Origin of the sequence: Mesorhizobium sp. M9A.F.Ca.ET.002.03.1.2, from assembly GCF_003952365.1 — a bacterium.
Classification (GTDB): Bacteria; Pseudomonadota; Alphaproteobacteria; order Rhizobiales; family Rhizobiaceae; genus Mesorhizobium.
This window is the reverse complement of the sequence record NZ_CP034443.1, coordinates 2,957,159-2,978,146: the sequence shown is the minus strand read 5'-3', so window position 1 is coordinate 2,978,146 and position 20,988 is coordinate 2,957,159. Positions and strand designations below refer to the sequence as shown.

Annotated in this window: 20 protein-coding genes and 1 pseudogene; 8 read left to right on the top strand and 13 right to left on the bottom strand. The window is 60.1% G+C overall.

Features of this window, described 5'->3' with window-relative positions; genetic code table 11:
* Position 1 precedes the first annotated feature (1 nt).
* Complete coding sequence (locus EJ066_RS14395; RefSeq protein WP_126038652.1) at positions 2-484, bottom strand: ubiquinone biosynthesis methyltransferase UbiE; 483 nt, start codon at positions 482-484, stop codon at positions 2-4.
* A 91-nt stretch (positions 485-575) separates the two neighbouring features.
* Positions 576-2,294 (bottom strand): EAL domain-containing protein, encoded by a 1,719-nt coding sequence (locus EJ066_RS14390; protein WP_126038650.1) that lies wholly within the window; start codon positions 2,292-2,294, stop codon positions 576-578.
* Between the two features lie 213 nt (positions 2,295-2,507).
* On the opposite strand from EJ066_RS14390, the pseudogene EJ066_RS14385 reads away from it, so the two are divergent.
* Positions 2,508-2,966: pseudogene (locus EJ066_RS14385) on the top strand (DDE-type integrase/transposase/recombinase); the annotation flags it as partial.
* A gap of 542 nt (positions 2,967-3,508) precedes the next feature.
* On the opposite strand, the gene EJ066_RS14380 reads toward EJ066_RS14385, so the two are convergent.
* A complete protein-coding gene (locus tag EJ066_RS14380) occupies positions 3,509-3,811 on the bottom strand; it encodes a hypothetical protein (RefSeq protein WP_126038647.1) in 303 nt (100 codons plus the stop codon).
* Between the two features lie 685 nt (positions 3,812-4,496).
* Here EJ066_RS14380 and EJ066_RS14375 point away from each other — a divergent pair.
* The 7 genes from EJ066_RS14375 (at position 4,497) to EJ066_RS14345 (ending at position 13,071) form a co-directional block, all read left to right on the top strand.
* On the top strand, positions 4,497-5,471 hold the full coding sequence (locus tag EJ066_RS14375; protein WP_126038644.1) for a helix-turn-helix domain-containing protein: 975 nt from the start codon (positions 4,497-4,499) through the stop codon (positions 5,469-5,471).
* A gap of 137 nt (positions 5,472-5,608) precedes the next feature.
* The gene (locus EJ066_RS14370) at positions 5,609-7,117 is read left to right on the top strand and encodes an alpha-N-arabinofuranosidase (RefSeq protein ID WP_126038641.1); all 1,509 of its coding nucleotides are present in this window, start codon (positions 5,609-5,611) and stop codon (positions 7,115-7,117) included.
* Positions 7,118-7,307: 190 nt separating this feature from the next.
* Positions 7,308-9,197 carry an ABC transporter substrate-binding protein gene (locus EJ066_RS14365; RefSeq protein WP_126038637.1) on the top strand — a complete coding sequence of 630 codons (1,890 nt, stop codon included), beginning with the start codon at positions 7,308-7,310 and terminating at the stop codon, positions 9,195-9,197.
* 89 nt (positions 9,198-9,286) lie between these two features.
* Positions 9,287-10,288: an ABC transporter permease gene (locus tag EJ066_RS14360; RefSeq protein ID WP_126038634.1), complete on the top strand. Its 1,002-nt coding sequence runs from the start codon at positions 9,287-9,289 to the stop codon at positions 10,286-10,288.
* Positions 10,289-10,292: 4 nt separating this feature from the next.
* Positions 10,293-11,156, top strand: a complete 864-nt coding sequence (locus EJ066_RS14355; protein ID WP_126038631.1) for an ABC transporter permease — start codon at positions 10,293-10,295, stop codon at positions 11,154-11,156.
* A gap of 35 nt (positions 11,157-11,191) precedes the next feature.
* Positions 11,192-12,217: an ABC transporter ATP-binding protein gene (locus EJ066_RS14350; protein WP_126043881.1), complete on the top strand. Its 1,026-nt coding sequence runs from the start codon at positions 11,192-11,194 to the stop codon at positions 12,215-12,217.
* The gene (locus tag EJ066_RS14345) at positions 12,214-13,071 is read left to right on the top strand and encodes an ATP-binding cassette domain-containing protein (RefSeq protein WP_126038628.1); all 858 of its coding nucleotides are present in this window, start codon (positions 12,214-12,216) and stop codon (positions 13,069-13,071) included. The genes EJ066_RS14350 and EJ066_RS14345 overlap by 4 nt, the downstream gene beginning before the upstream one ends.
* Positions 13,072-13,180: 109 nt before the next feature.
* On the opposite strand, the gene EJ066_RS14340 is transcribed toward EJ066_RS14345, so the two are convergent.
* The 10 genes from EJ066_RS14340 to sctJ form a co-directional block, all read right to left on the bottom strand.
* Positions 13,181-14,008, bottom strand: a complete 828-nt coding sequence (locus EJ066_RS14340) for a DUF1445 domain-containing protein (RefSeq protein ID WP_126038625.1) — start codon at positions 14,006-14,008, stop codon at positions 13,181-13,183.
* A gap of 162 nt (positions 14,009-14,170) precedes the next feature.
* Positions 14,171-14,986 carry a type III secretion system export apparatus subunit SctT gene (sctT, locus tag EJ066_RS14335; protein ID WP_126038622.1) on the bottom strand — a complete coding sequence of 272 codons (816 nt, stop codon included), beginning with the start codon at positions 14,984-14,986 and terminating at the stop codon, positions 14,171-14,173.
* Positions 14,987-14,995: 9 nt separating this feature from the next.
* Complete coding sequence (locus tag EJ066_RS14330; RefSeq protein WP_126038620.1) at positions 14,996-15,265, bottom strand: flagellar biosynthetic protein FliQ; 270 nt, start codon at positions 15,263-15,265, stop codon at positions 14,996-14,998.
* A gap of 18 nt (positions 15,266-15,283) precedes the next feature.
* Complete coding sequence (gene sctR, locus EJ066_RS14325) at positions 15,284-15,937, bottom strand: type III secretion system export apparatus subunit SctR (protein WP_126038617.1); 654 nt, start codon at positions 15,935-15,937, stop codon at positions 15,284-15,286.
* On the bottom strand, positions 15,930-16,910 hold the full coding sequence (gene sctQ / locus EJ066_RS14320; protein ID WP_189644483.1) for a type III secretion system cytoplasmic ring protein SctQ: 981 nt from the start codon (positions 16,908-16,910) through the stop codon (positions 15,930-15,932). The genes sctR and sctQ overlap by 8 nt, the downstream gene beginning before the upstream one ends.
* Before the next feature lie 157 nt (positions 16,911-17,067).
* Complete coding sequence (locus EJ066_RS14315; RefSeq protein ID WP_126038610.1) at positions 17,068-17,556, bottom strand: hypothetical protein; 489 nt, start codon at positions 17,554-17,556, stop codon at positions 17,068-17,070.
* The gene (locus EJ066_RS14310) at positions 17,543-18,901 is read right to left on the bottom strand and encodes a FliI/YscN family ATPase (protein WP_126038607.1); all 1,359 of its coding nucleotides are present in this window, start codon (positions 18,899-18,901) and stop codon (positions 17,543-17,545) included. The genes EJ066_RS14315 and EJ066_RS14310 overlap by 14 nt, the downstream gene beginning before the upstream one ends.
* Positions 18,898-19,518, bottom strand: coding sequence for a type III secretion system stator protein SctL (gene sctL / locus EJ066_RS14305; protein WP_126038602.1), 621 nt, complete (start codon positions 19,516-19,518; stop codon positions 18,898-18,900). Before sctL ends, EJ066_RS14310 begins: the two co-directional genes overlap by 4 nt.
* A gap of 5 nt (positions 19,519-19,523) precedes the next feature.
* Complete coding sequence (locus EJ066_RS14300; RefSeq protein WP_126038599.1) at positions 19,524-20,144, bottom strand: SctK family type III secretion system sorting platform protein; 621 nt, start codon at positions 20,142-20,144, stop codon at positions 19,524-19,526.
* Complete coding sequence (sctJ, locus tag EJ066_RS14295; RefSeq protein ID WP_245455162.1) at positions 20,141-20,974, bottom strand: type III secretion inner membrane ring lipoprotein SctJ; 834 nt, start codon at positions 20,972-20,974, stop codon at positions 20,141-20,143. Before sctJ ends, EJ066_RS14300 begins: the two co-directional genes overlap by 4 nt.
* Positions 20,975-20,988 lie beyond the last annotated feature (14 nt).

The following is a 20,988-nucleotide window of genomic DNA, read 5'->3' as shown; positions in this document are numbered from 1 at the left end:
GTCATGCGGGTTCACTGGGCAGGTCCTCGAGCGGAAGATCCACGACCAGCTTGATCGTGTCGGCCTCGGCTTCCTCGAGCCTTAGCGTGGCGTTGTAGTCGACGACCAGTTCCAGAAGGACGACCTCTCGGCTGGGCGCAAGATCGCCGGAAATCGAATTCATGTATCGATGCTTGGACTCAGATCCAACCACCTGTGACAGCGCTTCACGATAGAATTGCCGTTCTTCGGGCGTGCACGGGAAACTCAGCTCGATCCTGTCCACCTGTCCTTGGCGCGATACCCTGCAAGCCAGCTCACCATCGGGATGGCGCGTCCGAAACGCGACCTCCAGCAATTCGTTTGCAACGGAAGAAAAGAGGTTCGCATGCCGCACGGAGTCGGAGCGGTTGTGGCTGACCATCCGCGCCAGATAGGTCGACATCTGATCGCAATACAGCCACATCGACAGGAAGGATTTTATTTCCATGTCGACCTCAATCATCGGTCCGAAATCGGTATCGCGAGAAGCTACAGTCATCTTCATTCCCCGCTGTTTCCAGTCTCCCAGATTTCAAGCAACGCTGGCCGGCAGGTTAAACTGCCCGATTTCGCTCCTCCTTTTCTCCAATCGCCAGATGAGCCGAGCGGCTAACAAAATTGCGCGCGGCCTCCGCTCCCATCGGCCGCCCAAGAAGGTTACCCTGCAGGCAGTCACAACCTTCCTTCTTCAGCCATCGCGCCTGGCTGTTTGTCTCGACGCCCTCGGCCGTGACACTGATCCCCAGGCCGTGCGCCAAAGCTATGATGGACCGGACTATCGTCTGGCTTTTCCGGTCAGTTTCCAGGTCGTTTATGAAGTACTGGTCGATCTTCAATGTATCGAAAGGGAAGTTCTTCAGGTAGCTCAACGAGGAATAATAGGTTCCGAAGTCGTCCAACGAGATCCGAATGCCCAGCACGTTCAGGGTGTTGAGCGTGTCGAGATTATCGATTGTCCGCTCGAGGAGGACCGTCTCGGTGATCTCGAATTCAAGCCGGTCCGCCCTCAGCCCGACGGCGTCGATGATCTGGGCAACGCTGTCGGTGAGCGACCCGCTGAGGAATTGTGCCGGGGACAGATTCACCGCGACTGTCAGCGAAGAAGGCCATGTCGTTGCCTGGCGGCAGGCTTCCTCAAGGACCCATCGCCCGATCTCGTCCATCAGGCCATCGGCTTCGGCGATGGGTATGAACACGCTCGGCAGAATCGAGCCGATTTCGGGATGACGCCAGCGCAGTAAGGCTTCGAAGCCAACCACGGACGAGGGAGAACGGAAGAGCGGTTGATACTCCAGGTAAAGCTCGCCACGCTCGCGCGCCATTCGAAGGCTGCGCCGCAGATTCTCGCGCTGTTCAAGCAGAAGCAGCATTGAACGGTTGAAAGTACGCGCGCAACCGCGCCCATCTCGCTTGGCCGCGTAGAGAGCAATGTCAGCCGCCTTCATCAATTGTTCGCTTTCCGCCCCATGTGCGGGCCCGAAAGCTATGCCGATGCTCGCACCGATGAACACTGGAATGTCATTGATGATAAAGGGCGTCTTCAGCGCATCGATCAGCGCGCCGGCGAGGCGCTCGGCCTCGGCGGGCTGTTCCTTTCCCGACTGAATGACGGCAAATTCATCACCGGCATATCGGTAAGCGGACCCGCCGTCCTGCAGCGTGGCCTGTATCCGGTTCGCTGCGAGTTGGAGCAAGGCATCACCCGCGCCATGGCCGAGCGTGTCGTTGACCGCCTTGAAATCATCGAGGTCGATTTGCAGCAGGGCAACCTTTTCGTGAGATGCGTTGACGGCAGTCAGAACCTGCTGCAGCCGTTCGCTGAACCGACGCCGATTTTGTAACCCGGTCAACACGTCATGCGTCGCCTGATGCAGGAGCGTTACATGTTCCTGCTCCTCGGCAATCGTCCGCCTACCGTCTGCAGCTTCTCTGGATTCGATGATCCCCACGCCATTTACGACACCAAAAACGAGAGCCGATTGCGGTGCTTCGTCAGCGGAAGCTCGAAGATCGAGTGTCGTCGGTGAGCCGCCACGGAGCACGCGGTCAAGTTCGCCGCGAAGCCTCGCATCAAGAAAACCTGGATAGACTTCCCAGATCGCTGCGCCTGCCGTCACAACGCTTCCCTGGATGCTCTTGAGCTTGGTTGTGTAATGGGTCAGGCGAAAGTCGCGATCATAGAACGATACGATGTCGTTGGTATTCGTCAATTGGTCCGCGAAGCGCGCGTCGCTCACCGAGAGAGAATCGCCTGAGGAACCATTGGTCTTCATCCCGACCCCCAACGGACGCAAGAGCCGGCTCCAAAAACGGTGCAAATTCCGCATCGCTTCACCTTAAGCGAATATAAGAATAGCATAACCTCATTTCAGCAATAACTTAAACGGAATGGTTGGCAGTAAGGCCCTTCGATTCTCGGGGAGCTTGTCATGTTCAAAGGCCACCATTTCGACCGATCGGTGATCCGGCTGTGCGTACGCTGGTAACTGACCTACAATCTGAGCCTACGGGATCTGGAAGAGATAATGGCCGAATGCGGCCTGAATGTCGACCACTTCACCATCCACCGCTGGGTTGTCCACCTCTCACTTCAGTTGCTGGAGCGCTTCAACCAGCGCGAGCGTGCCGTCGGCCGCAAATGGCGCATGGACGAGACGTATATAGGTCGCGGCTGATGGATGTTTCTCTATCGTGCGAATTCTTCTTCAGCGAACACCGTGACCTGCCGGCGGTCAAACGCTTCCTCCGGAAGTCGTTTGGAGCGACCGGATCGCATCGTCATCGACGGCAGCCAGACCAATCACGAGGCAATTATTTCCTGTATTGCTGAAAACCGTCTGCGCGACCGATCGCGAGGCTCACTGAAACCAATCCGCATCCGCAAGAGCAGGTACCTCAACAATCGGATTGAACAGGACCATCGGCGCATTAAGCGCCGCGTCCGCTCCACGCTCGCGTCGCGCTTATCACTTCGCATAGGGGGCTGGCGCCGAGCCTAACCGGCTTACAGGATAGTTGGCTGGCTGTTCGAATATGCACTTAGACTAATGGGCATGCAATCCCAAAGCCTCAGGCGCCAGCCACGACGCGCGGAAAACTTCCCGCCGTATGCAGCGGCCGGCATGCCACAAACTCCTTGCCGGATTTCCGCGATGAACGTCAGTGCGCCGCCCTGGTCTTTTGGCGACTAGACCTGACTGCCCTCAGTAACGCGCGCTCATTGGTTTGAGCATTCCTAAAGATCCCCACCACCATCGACGCTAGTATTTCGGCTTCCCGGCTTAGAGGATCGAGGTGTTCATCTGCACAAACCCGGTCAAAGACGCGTTGGCAAACAGCCAGATCGTGAGGGCTAAGGCAGGTGCGGTTGAAACGTTGGCCCAGCATCTGTGCGAACCTTCCCAGGCTCAGCGCCCGTGCAAGGCAGCGGGCCCGAGGCGATGGAACGCTTAATTGATAATATCGTCCATAGCGTATCGTAGTAAATTTACTCAATACTTGGATAATTCACTGGTATTATTCCCAAAATAACTGCGCATTCGCGAGCGTGGTATTGCCCCGCTACCATCAATTGGTAATAATCTTGCCGTTTTTGTTCCGGGATATGGAAGCCGCGCCGAAATGCCGCCGCCTCCTTCGGGGTTCGAGTGCAACCGAGTTTACTGGCACTGACTTTCAAACTCGCCAGAGAGCATCCGAGCTTCGCCGCAATATCCTTCAACGGTTCGTTCTTGGCGTACCCATCAAGAATTATCTTGCGACGCGCTTCGCCTTTGAGCTTTGCGTTCATTTCGGGAGGCTCCTCAACTACGCTTTCACAATGCGCGATTCTATACGCATCAAGCTGAAGAGTGTCGTTAGCTTCGCATCCAGAAACTTGTCTCGGAATGCATTCCTTACTGTAATTCAGAGTGATCGCCGGCTCAGTCGACTAGAGTTCCATCACCGTTAGCGGGATTGTAGCTGCCTGTTCACCGAACGGCTTGCTGGACAGGCCATATCAGTCTCAAAGTCTTGCCAGATCGCGACCGGCATCATTCTGTCCGGTATCGAAATGATCAACATGATGCGCAATCGACAGGCGCAATATCTCGACACCTAGACTAAGCCGTTGAATGGGCAGTCATGGGCGCGAAGCAGGTCGCCGATTTGCACGCCATAGTACGCCGCAGCTCTCTGCGAGGCTGAACGGGATTTACCTCCGAAGCAACGACATGTCAGATCAGCCAAACGGTCAGGAAGGAGTGGAGGAAATGGCCGACGGCATTTGACGCGCACCGAAAACGTAGGACGCGAGGGCTGACGTTTCTACGCTGCTGCCGCTTCCCGCTACTCGATTGTTTCAGCCCATGATAGCCGACAGAGCGTCCGGTTGTGCCGTGCGCCCGTTTGATCAATCGCTTGAAGCATCAGACAGTTCTGGTATGCATCCGAAATTCTGATACAGTCACGTTGCAACGCGCTTTGGATGCGCCATGGACCTTCCGCTCAAGAACAACCGCAACTTCCTGACGATCAATGCCGAGGATGGGCTGGAGGTGCTGAAGGGTCTTTCCTCCCCCGTGCGGATCAGCATCCTCAAGCTTCTGCATTCGCGCGGACCGCTCAACGTCAACGAGATCAGCGATGTGCTGTCCCTGCCGCAGTCGACGGTCGCGACAAACGTTCAGGTGCTGGAAGGCTGTGACCTGATACGCACCGAAACGGTGAAGGCGACCAAAGGTCAGCAAAAGATTTGCGCGGCGCGCTTCGACGAGATCGTGGTGCGCTTCGACGACTACGATCTCAAGACCAGGTCGAACGTGATCGAGCTGTCCATGCCGCTCGGCCTCTACACGAATTGCAACGTTTCGCCACCCTGCGGCCTCTGCTCGAGCGAGGCCGTCATCGGTCTTCTCGACGTGCCCGATTTCTTTCTTGACCCGGATCGGATGAAAGCGGGGCTGATCTGGTTTGAGCGCGGCCATGTCGAGTACAAGTTTCCGAACAATGCGAAAATCCTGCAGGCAGAGATCGAGGCACTCGAGTTCAGCATGGAACTCTCCTCGGAAGTGCCCGGCACCGACGCCAACTGGCCTTCCGACGTCAGCGTCTGGGTGAACGACGTGCTGGTCGGCACCTGGACCTCGCCCGGCGATTTCGGCGACAAGCGCGGCATCTACACGCCGCGCTGGTGGAAGCTCGAGGGCTCGCAATACGGCCACCTGAAGACGTGGAAGATCACCGACGACGGGACTTATCTCGACAGCGAGAGAACTTCGGATGTGACTCTCGACCAGCTTCACCTAGCCGAGCATCATTCGATTCGCTTGAGGGTCGGCATCGACGAGCACGCCGAGCATCCAGGGGGCCTGAACATCTTCGGCAAGGGTTTTGGCAATCACGATCAGGACATCATCCTGCGCCTGCATATTCGGCGGGAACCCGAGCGCGGCAGCGCCCCCGCCTGAACTGGGCAACGGCGCCGACCGCTCGATTCTGCACTTGTCCTCCACACCAGATTAAGACGGGTTGACTCACCCACCTTATTCAGGATCAGATATTATGGATACATATCCAAGTATTTGATACAGTCAGGGGAAACGCGATGAAGGCGAAGGCTGTCGTCCACAAGGATTTTCGCATCGGCCGGATCGACGACCGCGTCTACGGTGCGTTTCTGGAGCATCTCGGGCGGGCGATCTACACTGGCATCTACGAACCCGGCCATCCGTCCGCCGATGAGCACGGGTTCCGCCGCGACGTCATCGAGATGGTGCGCGAGCTGAACGTTCCCGTCACGCGCTACCCCGGCGGCAACTTCGTCTCCGCCTATAATTGGGAGGACGGGATTGGGCCCAAGGAGAGCCGCCCCGTCACGCTCGACTATGCCTGGCGAACGAAGGAAACCAACGAGGTCGGAATCGACGAGTTCGCGGCCTGGTGCAAAGCGGCCGGCACGGATCTGATGTTAGCTGTCAATCTCGGCTCACGCGGTCTCGACGAGGCGCGCGGGCTGCTTGAATACTGCAACCATCCCGGCGGCAGCCGCTGGAGCGACCTTCGCATCAAGAACGGCCGGCGCGAACCGTACGACGTGCGCCTATGGTGCCTCGGCAACGAGATGGACGGGCCATGGCAGGTCGGGCACAAGACAGCCTACGAATACGGCCGCATCGCCAACGAGACGGCGAAGGCGATGAAGGCATTCGATCCGACGCTGCAACTCGTCGCCTGCGGCAGCTCACACTCGTTCATGCCATCCTATCCGCAATGGGAAGCCGATGTGCTCGACGAGTGCTACGACAATGTCGATTACCTGTCGCTGCATATGTATTTCGAGAATTACGAGGACGATTACCTCAATTTCCTCGCCAAGCCGGTAACCCTCGACCGCTACATCCAAACCGTGAGCGGCGTGATCGACTATGTTAAGGCCAAGAAGCGGTCGAAGAAGGACATCTACATCTCCTTCGATGAATGGAACGTCTGGTACCATTCGCGCCGCCAGGACCACGACAATTTCAAGAACTGGGATTGGCCGGAAGCGCCGGCGCTGCTCGAGGAGATCTATAATTTCGAGGACGTGCTCGTCGTGGGCTGCATCCTCAACACCTTCATCCGCCGCGCCGACCGTGTGCGGATCGCCTGCATCGCGCAGCTCGTCAATGCCATCGCCCCGATCACCACCGAACGTGGCGGGCGCGCTTTCCGGCAGACGATCTATTACCCCTATCTGCTCGCCTCGCGTCACGGGCGCGGCGAAAGCCTGGCCGTCGCGGTCGACGGGCCGCGTTACGACGCCAAGGCCGCCGACGACGTGCCCTATATCGACGTCGCCGCGGTGCTTGATCACGCGGGCAGCATGATCTCGCTGTTCGTCATCAGCAAGCATCCGGACGAGGAAACCGAACTCACAGTCGACCTTGCCGGTTTTCTCTCGGCACGGCTGATCGAGCATGTCGTCATCCACCATCCGGACCTGAAGGCGGTGAACTCCGCCGACGCGCCGGATCTGGTGAAGCCGCAACTGCAGAACGGCTCGGTGGTCGAGGAGGGCCGCCTTCTGTGCCGCCTCAAGCCGCGCTCCTACAATCTCATCCGGCTGTCGGTTTGATTTTGCCTTCGGTGCGCGTCGCACGGCCGCAACTTGGAGAAGCAATAATCTGGAAACCAGCATAATTCATATCGGATATTGCGATATGTATCAGGTTCTATTGACCCGGTTTTGTCCCCGGGTTAGCTTCCTTCCCCAACGACAACAAGCCATCGCATCACCGATGCGACCGGCACAGGGAGGAATGACGATGCGCATCATGCGAGTCTTGGCGTTCTTCGCGAGCGCGTGGTTGGGGGCACAGTCCGCTCTTGCTCAAGGTATCTCGAACCTGCCGCGCGAAGAGACCATCATCATCGAGAACCCGCAGGGCACGATCACCAACCCGCCCTGGTTCAACATCTGGATGGTCGCGCGCGGCGGCAACTCCACCGGCCTGCAGCAACTCGGCATGGATACGCTCTGGTATATCGATCCCGATGCCGGGATCGACGGCGTCTGGGACAACTCGCTTGCCGCCGACAAACCGCAATACAATGCCGACTTCACCGAGATGACGGTCAAGCTCCGGGACGGCATCTTCTGGAGCGACGGCGTGGAGTTCACCGCCGACGATGTCATCTTCACGGTGGAGACGCAGATCAAGAATCCCAGCATGATCTGGGGGCCTGTCTTCGCGGCCAGCGTCGACTCGGTGACGGCGCCGGACAAACGTACCGTGGTCTTCAAGCTGAAGCGGCCCAACTCCCGCTTCCATGCCACCTTCACGGTGCGCTGGAACGCAGCCTGGATCATGCCGAAACACGTGTTCGAAAAAGTGGAGGACCCGACCAAGTTCGACTTCAACCCGCCGGTCACGATCGGTCCTTACAAGCTTCACAGCTTCGACCCGAACGGCAAGTGGTACATCTGGGAGAAGCGCGAGGACTGGCAGCGCACGTCGCTCGCCCGCCACGGGGAGCCGGGCCCGAAATATGCCGCCTACATTGATCCGGGCCCGCCCGACAAGCGCGTCATCCTGCAGCTCAACCACCAGCTCGATATCATCCACGACACTTCGCCCGAGGGCGTGTTCACCCTGGTCAAGCAGTCGCCGACCTCGCAAGGCTGGTTCAAGGGCTTCCCTTACGCCCATCCCGATCCCACTCTGCCGGCGGTCTTGTTCAACCATCAGGTCGAGCCGTTCCAGAACGCCGACGTGCGCTGGGCGTTGGCGCTGCTGATCGACATCAAGGCAGTCTCGATGGCTTCCTATCGCGGCGCCGCGACGATCTCGGCCATCGGTGTCCCGCCAACCGGGCTCTATGGCAAATACTATTTCGACCCGATTGAGGACTGGCTCAAGAATTTCGAGATCGATACCGGCAAGAGCAAATACAAACCTTACGACCCGACCGTTGGCCAGCAGATCGCCGAAATGCTGCGGCCGTCGATGGGCGAGCAGATCCCGACCGATCCCAAAGAGATCGCTAATGCCATTGGCCGCGGCTGGTGGAAACCGAATCCCGAGGCGGCCACCCAGCTTCTGGAGCGCGCCGGCTTCACGAAACAGGGCGATCAATGGCTGAAGCCGGACGGGACGCCCTTCTCGATCACGCTTCTGGTGGAAGGCGACCAGCGGCCGGTCATGACGCGCGCCGGCACCATGATCGTGCAGCAATGGCGCCAGTTCGGCATCGCCGCCAAGACGCAGGCCTATCCATCGGACTTCTTCCCGCGCGTCGAATCAGGTGACTTCGAGGCCGCAATCGGCTGGAGTGTGGAGACCTGGGGTGGTCACCCCGACCTGTCATTCTTCCTCGACAGCTGGCACTCGGAATTCCTGAAGCCGAGGGGCGAGCGCCAGCCGCCGCGCAACCGCCAGCGCTGGACGCATCCGGAGTTGGACAAGATCATCGAGGAGATCCGCACGATCGACTTCGACGATCCGAAAGTACAGGAGCTCGGCCAGGAATATATCAAGCTCGCGGCCCGGGAGATGCCTATCATCCCGCTGATGTCGTACAACGTGTTCACCATGATGGATACGACCTACTGGACGGGATTCCCGAGCGCGGATGATCCCTACACCAACCCGGTCTCGAACTGGGCGAACACCAAATACATGTTCGTCAGACTGAAGCCCGCCAAGGCCCAGTAGCGGCGAACAGGCGAGCGAGGCGGCGCTCCCCCGCCTCGCTCCCAACCAGGTGCGAACGAAATGATGCAAGCCGCGGCACGGTCGAAGCGATGAGAACCTACGCGCTCTATCTCGTCAGACGCTTCGCACAGTTCATTCTGGTCGTCTTCATCGGCATCAATATCGCCTATCTCATCACCCACCTCACGCCGGTCGATCCTGTCGAGCAGGCGATCAGCTCCGTCACCATGTTTGGCCAGTCCAGCCCCGAGATGGTCGAGGTGATGCGCAAGACGCTGCGCGAACTCTATGGTCTCGAAGGCTCGGCGTGGGAGCAGTACGTCTTCTTCTGGAGGCGCATGGCGACGGGCGATTTCGGGCCTTCGCTGTCGGCGTTCCCGACGCCGGTCTCGACGCTGATCTGGCAGGCGCTGCCATGGACACTCGGCCTGCTCGTCTGCTCGACGCTTATCGCCTGGATAGTCGGCAATTTTCTTGGCGGCCTCGCCGGTTACTATCGCAAGAACAGCCTGCTCAAGGCCCTTGGCATTCTGGCCATGAGCCTGCAGCCGATCCCTTACTACATCGTCGCCTTCATTCTCCTCGTCGTCTTCGGCTTCCTCTGGCCGGTCCTCCCAATCAGCGGCGGCGCCGAGATGAACATCGACCGGCAGGGCTTTGCCTTCGCCGCCAGCATCGTCAAGCATTCCATCCTGCCCGCACTGTCGCTCGTGCTCGTCGGGTTGGGCGCGTGGTTCATCGGCATGCGCTCGCTCGTCTCCAACATCGTCACGGAGGACTACGTCACCTACGCCGAGCTTGGCGGCGTCGATCGCCGCCGCATCCTGTTCTCCTACGTCATGCGCAATGCGCTTTCGCCTCAGTTGACCGGACTTGCGCTGTCGCTCGGCGCCATCTTCAACGGCGCAATTATCACCGAATTCGTGTTCGGCTACCCCGGCATGGGCACGCTGCTGGTCCGGGCCGTGAACGCGGGCGATTACAGCCTGGTGCTCGGCATCACATCCGTGTCGATCATCGCGGTGGCATCGGCGATCCTGGTCATCGACATAATTTATCCGCTGCTCGATTCCCGCGTGGCGCGGAGCTGACCTGATGCTGAAGACAGTCCGCGACCTCTTCCGCTACAATCTCGAATTCGCGCTCGGCGCGATCCTGATCCTGATCGTTTTCGGTTTCGCGGCCGCCTCGTTCTTCTCGCCCTATCCGCCGATGGACAGCTACGTCGTCGCGCCGGACGTGCCGCCGTCATGGGCCTATCCCTTCGGCACCAATTCGCGCGGGCAGGACGTGTTCTGGCAGCTTACGATCGCCATCCGCAACTCGCTGCTGTTCGGCCTTTCCGTCGCCCTGATGAGCCGTATCCTGTCGCTGCTGATCGGGCTGGTTGCCGGTTATGCCGGCGGCATTACCGATCGCATCCTGATGACGATCAACGACACCTTCGTCGTGATCCCGCTGTTTCCGATCCTGGTGCTGTTCTTCTTCATGATGCGCGACAACATGTCGTGGCCGATGCTGGCCGTCGCGATGGCGTCGCTCGGCTGGCCCTATGACGCGCGGCTTATTCGCTCGGTGGCGCTCAGCCTCAGGACGCGTGAGTTTACCGCGATGAGCGTCTTTTCCGGCATGAGCACCCGACAGATCCTCGTGGAGGAGCATCTGCCCTATGTTCTTCCCATCGTCTTCTCCACCACACTCAACAACATGAACTGGTCGATCGGACTGGAAGTGACGCTGTCGGTGATCGGCTTTACCAATATCGAGACGCCGACGATCGGCACGATGATCTACTGGGCCAACCAGCACACCGCGATGGTCGCCGGCGTCTGGTGGTGGATCCTTTTCCCCGTCGTCCTGGTCATCATGACCTTTCTGGGGCTCTACCTGCTTTCGGTTTCGATGAACGAATATATCGATCCGAGAAGCCGCCTGACCCGCATGGGAGGCCAGGCGTGAACGCGCGGCCGCGCGCGAACGGGTCGGCGGACGTCATGCTCGACGTCAAGAATCTTCGCGCCTACTACGTCATGAAGTATTTCGGCACGCAGCGCGAAGTGCGCGCCGTCGACGACATTTCGCTGCAGGTCGGCAGGAACGAGATCTACGGCCTCGCCGGCGAATCGAGTTCCGGCAAGACCACCTTCATCAAGACCATCGCCGCGGCCATCCGGCCGCCGCTCACCGTCGTCGGCGGCTCCATCCGCTACAGCTTCCTCGACCGCGACATCTACAGGCTCGACCGCGCGGCATTATCGGCGATCCGCTGGCGCTATCTCTCCTATATTCCGCAAGGCTCGATGAATGTGCTCAATCCGGTCCGGCGCGTGCGTGAGTCCTTCATCGACTTCGCGCTCCCCCACATGGACCTGAAGAAGCAGCGATTCTTCGCGGCCATCATCGCGCATCTGGAGCGTCTCCAGCTCACGCCGGGCGTGCTCGATGCCTATCCCCACGAGTTGTCGGGCGGCATGCGCCAGCGCATCGCGATTGCGCTTGCCACCGTCTGCCGGCCCGATTTCATCATCGCAGACGAACCGACGACGGCGCTCGACGTGGTCGTGCAGAAAAGCGTCCTCGAACTGATCCGCGAGGCGCAGCGGGAGATCGGCTCGTCGATGATCTTCGTCACCCACGACATGGCCGTTCACGCCAACATCTCCGACCGCCTCGGCATCATGTATGCCGGGCGTCTGGTGGAGGAGGCGCCCACGGCGGAGATCTTCAGGAACCCGAAGCACCCTTATACGCAGCATCTCATCGCCAGCTTGCCGCGGATCGGCGACCTCTCGGCCAAGCGGGCGCTCACCGGCGCGCCGCCCAGTCTGGCCGAGCCGCCGAGCGGCTGCCGGTTTCATCCGCGCTGTCCGCTCGCCATGGACATCTGCCGCGAGACGCATCCCGAACTGGTCAGCATCGATCCTCGCCATCGCGTCGCTTGCCACGCAGTAAGTCCCGCCGTCGGGCCGGACCGGGTGTTCGCGGCAGCCGCGAAACAACGGACCGGGCTCGTTCAATGACGAGCGATCTGCTGAGCCTTGAAGGGGTGACGAAGAGCTACGCGTCGGGGGGGCTGCTAGCGCGCAAAACCTTCAATGCGGTCGACGAGGTGAGTTTCGCGCTCGATGCGTCGCGGCCTGAAATCTTCGCAATCATCGGCGAGTCGGGCAGCGGCAAGACGACGCTCGCCCGCATGATTCTCAACATGGTTCCGGCGAGCGCAGGCACGATCCGCTTCCGCGACAAGGCGCTGGCGACAATCCGCGGCCGGCGCGCGCGGCTCGATTTCATGCGCCAAGTGCAGCCGATCTTCCAGAACCCGTACGAGGCTTTCAATCCCCTGAAGCGCGTCGATCGTTACCTCTACGCCACCGCCCGCCGGCTGGCTCGGGTCGGCAGGACGGAGGTGGACCGCGTGTGCGACGAGGCGCTGCGCAAGGTCGGCCTGTCATTGGCGGAGGTGCGCGGGCGCTTTCCCCATGAGCTGTCCGGCGGCCAACTGCAGCGCACCGCGATCGCCCGCGCGCTGATCTCCGGTCCCGCGCTGCTCGTCGCCGACGAGCCCGTCTCGATGGTCGACGCGTCGCTCAGGATGTCCATCGTCGAACTGTTCAAGGCGCTTCGCGACGAACTCGGCGTGTCGATCGTCTACATCACCCACGACCTCGCCACCGCCTACCACATCAGCGACCGCATCATCATCATGCAGAAGGGCCGCGTGGTGGAGGGCGGCGATGCCCGGACAGTGCTGGACAATCCGCAGCACCCCTATTCGAAACTTCTGAAAAGCGCGGTGCTTTCACCCGACAATGCCGAAACCGATGAGAAGGTTGCTGATCACAGCGTCTCGCCTTTTGATACCCGCACGGTCTGAGCCCGCGCCCGCAGGCCGGAGTTTGCCGCTTGCGAGGTGTCCTGGAACGGTCGCATTCCAGACAGCCATCTCACTTCGTCATGAAGTAAGTCCGAAGCCCGACGGACTGCTAGTAAACCTTGAAAGCGCCGGCATCGGCTCGTGCATCCACATCAGTGATCAGCATATGCCCCGGCGATACCGTGATCGAGGTCGCGAGTTCGGCACGAGCAAGTGCATCCTGTGCAGTTATGCTGCTGGCCCAGAATACAGGGACCTCCCCGTCCATGATTTTGACCGCATCGCCCCAGTCGGGACCCATCAAGTCGGCTATTCCGATGACCGTGGGATCTCCGACATGGATAGGAGAGCCGTGAGCATGCGGGAAGCGTGCGGTGAGGGCGCGAACCTTGTCGACGTCGCAATGTCTGATCGGGCGCATCGAGACGACCATTTCGCCACCAAACGGTCCGACACGACAAGTCTCGATCCTAGTTCGGAACTTGGGTGAGGCTTTGCCGCAGCCGATGCGGCGGAGTTTCACGCCCTTTTCGGCAAGTGCAGCCTCGACGGTAAGCGAACTGCCAAGCGCGAAAGCGGCAAAATCATCCCGCCAAAGGTCGATAACGTCCGTTTTCTGACGGGTCAGCTCCCCGAAGTGATAAATGTTGTACTGGGGGGCATCGGTGCGGATGTCGATATCGCCCAGCGCTGGGATCAATGGACTACCGGCGCGACTCACGCCCACCAACGGACAGGGTTTCGGGTTACGGATGCAAAACTGGTGGAAATCGACGGCAAAGCTGCGGGGCACAATCACAACATTAGCCTGGAGTTTGCCGCGCGCAAGCCCTCCTGTATGCCCCTCATAGGCGCCCATTCTGACAAGTCTGCGCAGCCTATCCGCATCGACCAGTCGCAAGTCCTCGTAGATCGGTGAAGTGGTCTGGCGAGCCATGGCTTCCGAGGGATATGCGCGTTTCAGAGACAAGTCGGGAGGGCGTAAGATCGTTGGCAGTTCGGCCGCTTGTCAAATTGTCAGAATCTTCCCTCAACGATAAATTGTATTTATTGGCCGACCAACGTTAGCTTCTATTACGATCCGCTAATCTTCCCCTTCTCATTGACAGCTTCGGCAGCCGATCGCTTCTATCTGTCGGCCTGCCTCGTGCAGGAAGCCAAGGTCCCGGTTCATGTAGAAGAGCAGGAAAGCTGAATAGAGTACAAAGACGAGGCTAAACACCAGCGTCTTCACGATCAGCGAAAGCGCAAAAACATTCAGGTGCGGTGAGGCGCGCGCCAAGAACGCCAGCACAATGTCGGACAAGAGCATGCTGATAATGAGCGGGAAAACGAGGGTCAATGCCATCATCAGAATGCGGTTCAGCAGATCGAGGAAGATTCCGGCTGCATCCTTGCTGAACACGGGCAGAAGTTGGTCAATCGGCCAAAGGCCATAGCTGTCGTAAAGGCTGGTCAAAGAAAGTTCGAGGCCGCCTGCAGCCAGGTAGATCGTGACCATGATGACGGCGAGCAAGGTGCCGGTGGCACTCGTCTCATGGGTCATCATCGGATCGATCAGCGTCCCCATCGTGGAGCCGCGCTGTAGGTCCAGGATATCGCCCGCAGCCTCGGCCGCCCAGAACGGTATGCCCATCGCCAGCCCGAGCGTTACCCCGACCACGACCTCCTTGAGCATGTACACGACGATCATCGTCGTCGCGAGGTCAGTGTTTGTCAGTTTGTTCACGATCATCGGAAAGACCGGAACCGCCAACGCCAGAGCAACGCCGTTGCGCAGAAGGCCGGACAGCGGCACACGCGAAAAGAGCGGCATCAGGAACATGAATCCGGTCATGCGTGCGAGCGCGAAAGCCCCCGCCAAAAGATAGAACTGAAGCTCTTTGACCGACGCGAAGAATGGTTCGACCGGCATCTGCGTGCCTCAACGCGTCACGACGGGGAATTCGTCCAGCGTCGTTGAGGCCTGCTCCGCGATCTGCTGGCCAAGCAGCGGGCCGAAGACCATGATGACCAGCAGGATGACGACGAGCTTAATCGTCTGCGGCAGGGACTGGTCCTGAATTTGCGTCAGCGCCTGGGCAAGGCCGACGAGGATGCCGACGGCCAGCGCCGCGATGATCGCTGGGCTGGACGCGAACAGCACCGTCAGAAGCGCGCTTTGGACCTTCGCTAGGATGAAGTCATTGCTCATGCAAACCTCCCAGCGGCGTCAGCCGTAACTCAGGATTAGGCCGTGCATCAGCCGCGACCAGCCATCTATGGCGACGAAAAGGAACAGTTTCAGCGGGATCGAAATGAGGACCGGCGAGACCATGATCATGCCGAGCGTCATCAGGATGTTCGCGACAACGATGTCGATGATGAGGAAGGGAAGATAAAGCAGAAAGCCGATTTCAAACGCGCGAGTGAGCTCGGATGCGACAAAGGCAGGAACAAGTATCGAAAGATCGTCGTCTTTCAGATTCTGGCGTGCCTGTTCCGGCCACAGGCGGTTCGTTCCGTCAAGAAAGAACTGCCGCTCGTCCGGCTGCGTGAATTTGATAAGGTGCTGCTGCAATGGTTCCCTGACCAGTTGCGCCGCCCTGGCGAGGTCGTCCGTCGTCTGGAACTGAACCTGCCCTTCCTGAAGCCGGCCCGACATATCGCTCAGCAACGGCGTCGTGACATAGACCGTGAGCACGAGTGCTATGCCGTAGAGTACCAAATTGGGCGGCATCTGCTGGACGCCGAGCGCGTTACGGATGAGGAACAGCACGACCGAGATTTTCAGGAATCCGGTCATCGTGACGACTGCCAGCGGCAGCAAACCGACGAAGCCGACGGCGATCAGAATCCCAAGGAGGTTGGGCGAATTGTCAAGCATTGTCGAACATGCGGGCGATCCGCACGCCCAGGCTCTCCCCAATCCGCACAATCTCGCCACGGCCGATGCGTTTGCCATTGGCGATGATGTCGACCGTTTCCTCCGTCACATGGGCGAGCGGAACGATAGCGCCGGGTGCAAGCTGCCTTACCTCGCGCAGAGGCATTGCCGTGCGGCCGAGCTCGAAGGCAAGCGCAACCGGCAACTCGTCCAGAGTTGACTCTTCCAATGTCTGGTCGGCATGCGGCGGCGTGTTCTGATTCATGGTCCACTCCCATTTCGATCCAGCGATTGCAGTCGGGGCGGCAAGCAATTGCGGCCCGCCGGCAGTCAGGGCGGCCGGGGCATAAAGGCGCTCGGCAATGACGAGCGCCACCACACCTTCTTCCTCCGCGTCATCGAAAAGCACCACATCGTCATGATGCAGGCTTTGAAGCTCGCCGAGGCTGATCGTAAGCGCGTTACGCCAAAGGCAGACCGGTAGCGGGAATTCGCCCGGGATCGGTAGCTTCGCTTTCCCGATTTCGTCGAGAAAGCGGCCGATCCGCAGGACCAAGCCGGCGTTATTCGTGTTCAACGTGCAGTCTATCGTTTCGTCCTTGCCGGTCAGGACGAAAGCCAACGCGGTTTCATCCAAAACGGTGTCTCTTCGTTCGATGGACGTGATCGCGATGTTCTCGCCCAGCTTGCTCTCGATCCATTCGAGATCTTCTTCGAATACGGACTCCAGCAGCAGTGCGGCGTGAGCGGGTGCCAGTCGTTTTATGTCGACTAGCTCGTCGGCCCTGGCAAGACCCCGTTCGGCAACAGAAAGGGGCAGATGCAATTTGCCCGCCGTGTCTCCGACGGTGAACGCAATCGTGCACAGCGGCTGGTCCACAGGGTTCGGTACCGGCCAGACCGCCGCTACCGCCATGGTTTTCCCCGCTATCGTGATCTGCGCAGGAGCACGGCGGCGGTAAAAGGCGTTCAATGCCTCAACCTCCGCAGCCGTAATAGATTCCAATGTCAGCGGCTCGCCAACGCTCGAGCGTGTGGCCGCGCGTCTCACCGGTCCTATGCGCGCTTTCTTTTTTGCCGACGCCAAGGCCTGAGGCATCACATTTCCATATTCACGATCACTGATTGGACTATCGTTCTACAGGCAAGCGCAGTGCGCTGCGCTCGTCTTCCTCGGAAAGCTCGGCAAGCGCGAGGCGACGACGCGCAGTGCGCTTGGTCAGATGCTCCAACAGCCCGTTCAGCTTCGTCACGGCCTTCATGCTCGCGCGATGATCGTTGCGGGCTGCCGATAACTCCGCTTTCCGTCGTTGCTCGGTGACGCCAGCCATCTTCTCGTTTTCCCGAAGCTGCTCGGTTTGCCTGGCGGCGATCTCGAACTGTCCCTGAATCCTATAAAGGCTGGCGGCCTTCACCGGTTGTCCAACAAGCGAACCGAACGCTGCATCCTCGGCGTCGGCTGTGCTCTGGAGGTGTTCCGTAACCGCGGCAGCCGCCTCCTGAACTTCCCCGGCGGCCTGGTTCGCAGCGGCATATCTCCTTATGACCGCTTCGTTTGCGCGCCTCTCACCGCGGCGCCTGAGGTCGCGCAATCGTGCGATTATGTCACGATCTTTCATTGACGATCCCCCGCATGCGTTCGCGTGTCTTCTCGATGGTTTCGTATGTGGCGGACGGCTGTCGCAGGAAGGCGTTGATGGTGTCGATCTTCGCCACCGCCTCGTCCGCCACCGCATCGCTGCCCTTTTCGTATTCACCGACGCGCAGCAGCAATTCGACGTCGGCGTAGCGAGCGAGCAGCTCCCGTAAGCGGCCGGCGTCCGACCGATGCTCAGATGGCACCACCGTGTCCATAAGGCGGCTCCGGCTGCGCAGCACGTCGATGGCCGGGAAATGATTGCGCTGCGCAAGTTCATTGGACAGGAAGACATGGCCATCGAGAAGAGCCTGGATTTCTTCGGCGACCGGATCCAGCGTGCCGTCGCCTTCCAGAAGAACGCTGTAGAGGCTTGTGATGGAACCGTCGCGACCAGGCCCTGAGCGCTCAAGCAGACGTGGCAGGACCGCAAACAGCGAAGACGGAAAACCGCGACGCGTCGGCGGCTCGCCTGAAGCGAGCCCAATCTCGCGCTGAGCACGGGCAAACCGCGTAATGTTGTCCATTGCCAGCAGTACATGCTTGCCCTGGTCGCGAAAATATTCGGCAATGCTGGTCGCCACGTGGGCGGCCTTGACGCGCTCTATCGCCGGCCGGTCGGACGTCGCGACGACGATGATTGCCCGCGCCAGCCCTTCCGGCCCGAGCTGACGCTCGATGAATTCGCGCACTTCACGTCCGCGTTCGCCGACAAGAGCAACCACGGCAACATCTGCGTCGGTGCCGCTGACGATATCCGAAAGCAGGTTCGACTTGCCGACGCCAGGCTCGCCGAAGATGCCGACGCGCTGCCCCCGCGCGCAGGTGAGAAGCCCATCGAGGGCGCGGATTCCGAGTTGGATAGGCTCGGTAATCAAACTGCGCTCCAGCGGAGATGGCGGATAGGCGTTGACCGGATAGCTGCCGGTAATGCCATCCGGCGAAAGCGGCTTGCCATCCAATGGCTCGCCGAGCGCGCTGATCACCCGACCAAGCAGGCCAGGCCCGACGGGCACCAGTTGGGCCTTTCCGGTCGGAATGACCTCGGTCAGGCTTGAAAGACCGGTCAGATCGCCAAGCGGAACAAGGATCGCCATCTCGTCCATGAGCCCAACGACTTCCGCCTTGGTCACCCTGCCGGTCCCGGGATCGACGAGTTCGCATATCTCGCCGATCCGCACCTCCTCCACCGTCGCGTGAATGACGGTGCCAGTCACCCGCCGTACACGCCCTTTCCTGGGTCGACTGGCATCGTCGCGCAGGCCGGAACGCAGGTTCGGAACGATGGATGCGAGGCGGCTCTCGATCTTGGTGGCGGGGCTTGTCATGCCGGCGCCTCGGCCTTTGATGAAATCGCAGCGGCAATGGCATTGAGCTGTGCGTCGATACTGGCGTCAATGACGGCAATGTCGGTCGAGAGGATGCAGGCGCCCCTCGCGAGCGTATCAGCCGCGTCGATCTCGACCGTCAGGCCCAGGTTACTCTCGCGCAGGGCCGCATGCAGTTCGTCGCGAACCCTGTCAACGGAAGCGGGATGAACTCGGACCTTCAGATATTTGGCGCGGCGAATTTCTTTGACGGCCTGCCCGGCCGCCTTGGCGACAAGCATGCTCACGTCGAATTCTCCCAGCACGCGCCTGACGACATCGAGGGCTAGATTGATGATTTCGGCTTCCAGCCCACCAAGATAGCGATCTACCTTGACCGCGGTCTCGCTCACCAAACGCGTGGCATCCGCGTCGCCTTGCGCCTTACCGTCTTCATAGCCCTGCGCATATTCGACCGCATAGGCTCGCCGAGCGGCGTCACGCAACTGCTGCGCATCGCGTCTGGCTTCGTCGAGAAAGGCGTGCCCATCTTGCCAGGCGCGTGCCTCAGCAGCGCGCAGGATGCGGCCGTTAGGGCGCCTTGGCACACCAGTGGTCGCTTTGCCCGGTTCGACCATCTCGTCTAACTCATCGCTCGTCGAACAATGGCCGGACCAGTCTCGGCAAATGGCGCGGCTGTCTGGTCAACAAGCTCGTGCGGCATCAGCTTGAGGCGAACTCGCATGCTCGTATCGCCGGGCATCGCCTGACACCAGGCGCCGAGGCAACTCAAGCCGTCGGCATAGACACGACTATGAATATCTTCCAGGGGCTCCAACGGCTGCATTGGACCGGCCAGATCGCGGTTGGCGACTGCAAAAGTGCAAAGATCCGCGCCGAGTGCCGCCTGCAACGCGGCCGCTTCGCGCCCATCAATGATGGCGGCCAGACTGCCGGCCCAGTAGATCGCGCCCGCGCGAAGCGCAAGTTCCTCCAACTCCTCACCCGATGACAAAGCGATCGCCCGATCCACCTCATCGGCCGGTTCGTTGGACACAGCGCCGCTGAGTCCGTAACGGTCGAGCAGAAGCTCCGACAATCGCTCATGCAGGCGTTGCGACTGTAGCATGCGCTGGCAGGCAGCCTCGCCGATCGTGCCGTCAAAGCATTGCGCAAGTCGGGCCGCATCCGCATAGCCTGCGGGATTGGACGTGAATGTCCGCCATTCCGGGCTGGCAGTTTGCTTCGAGCCGGTCTGGATCATGTCTTCTTCACGGGCATTGCAGAAGCGTCGAGCGCATAGACACCGGGCCGTCGATACCAATGGAGGTAAGCCAGCCGGGCAGCCAGCGCGAGTATGGCCGCCGCCATGCCGTAGAACAGCCACATCGCGGCGGCGAGGCTGTCCGGATGCAGCCAGAGGCCGAAGAATGTAGTGAAACCCGCCTCACCGGTTTCCTGCTCGGGGGCTGTTGCGGCCACCGGAATGAGCGTGACGGATACATTGTCATAGGTCAGTCCGGCGATGCCCTTTGCCACCAGCATCTTGACCTGCGGGATCAGCTCATTCATCGGAACGGATGCGCGATGCCGGATGAAGACGGAAGCGGACGATGGCACCAGTCGCTGTCTTAGGGGATCGTTCTCTGGCAAGACGAGATGAACGCGCGCCGAAAGCACGCCGTCGATGTCCGAAATCGTCTGCGACAGCTCCTGGCTCAGGCCATAGATCATCGTCGCCCGCTCTTCGACCGGCGAGGATACAAGCCCGTCTCGCTTGAACACATCGCCGAGCGTCTGGAATTCCTGTTTGGGCAATCCGCTTTCGTCGAGAATCGCCATGGCTTCGGCGAAACGGTCCTTTTGTACGGAAACCGTCATTTTGCCGTCCTTGCCGGCCTCGCGTTGGGCCGGAATCCCGTGACGCATCAACGTGGCCACTATCTCGTTGGCCTGCCGCTGGTTGAGGTTGGAATACAGCTCAACCGAGCACGCCTGGAGCACAAGCATACCCACCACAACGAGCGCGACACGGCACCGGACGCCGCATCGATTCAATAGTGTTGACTGCCGCGGCGAGGGTAGTGTGTGCACGAACACTCCGTAGC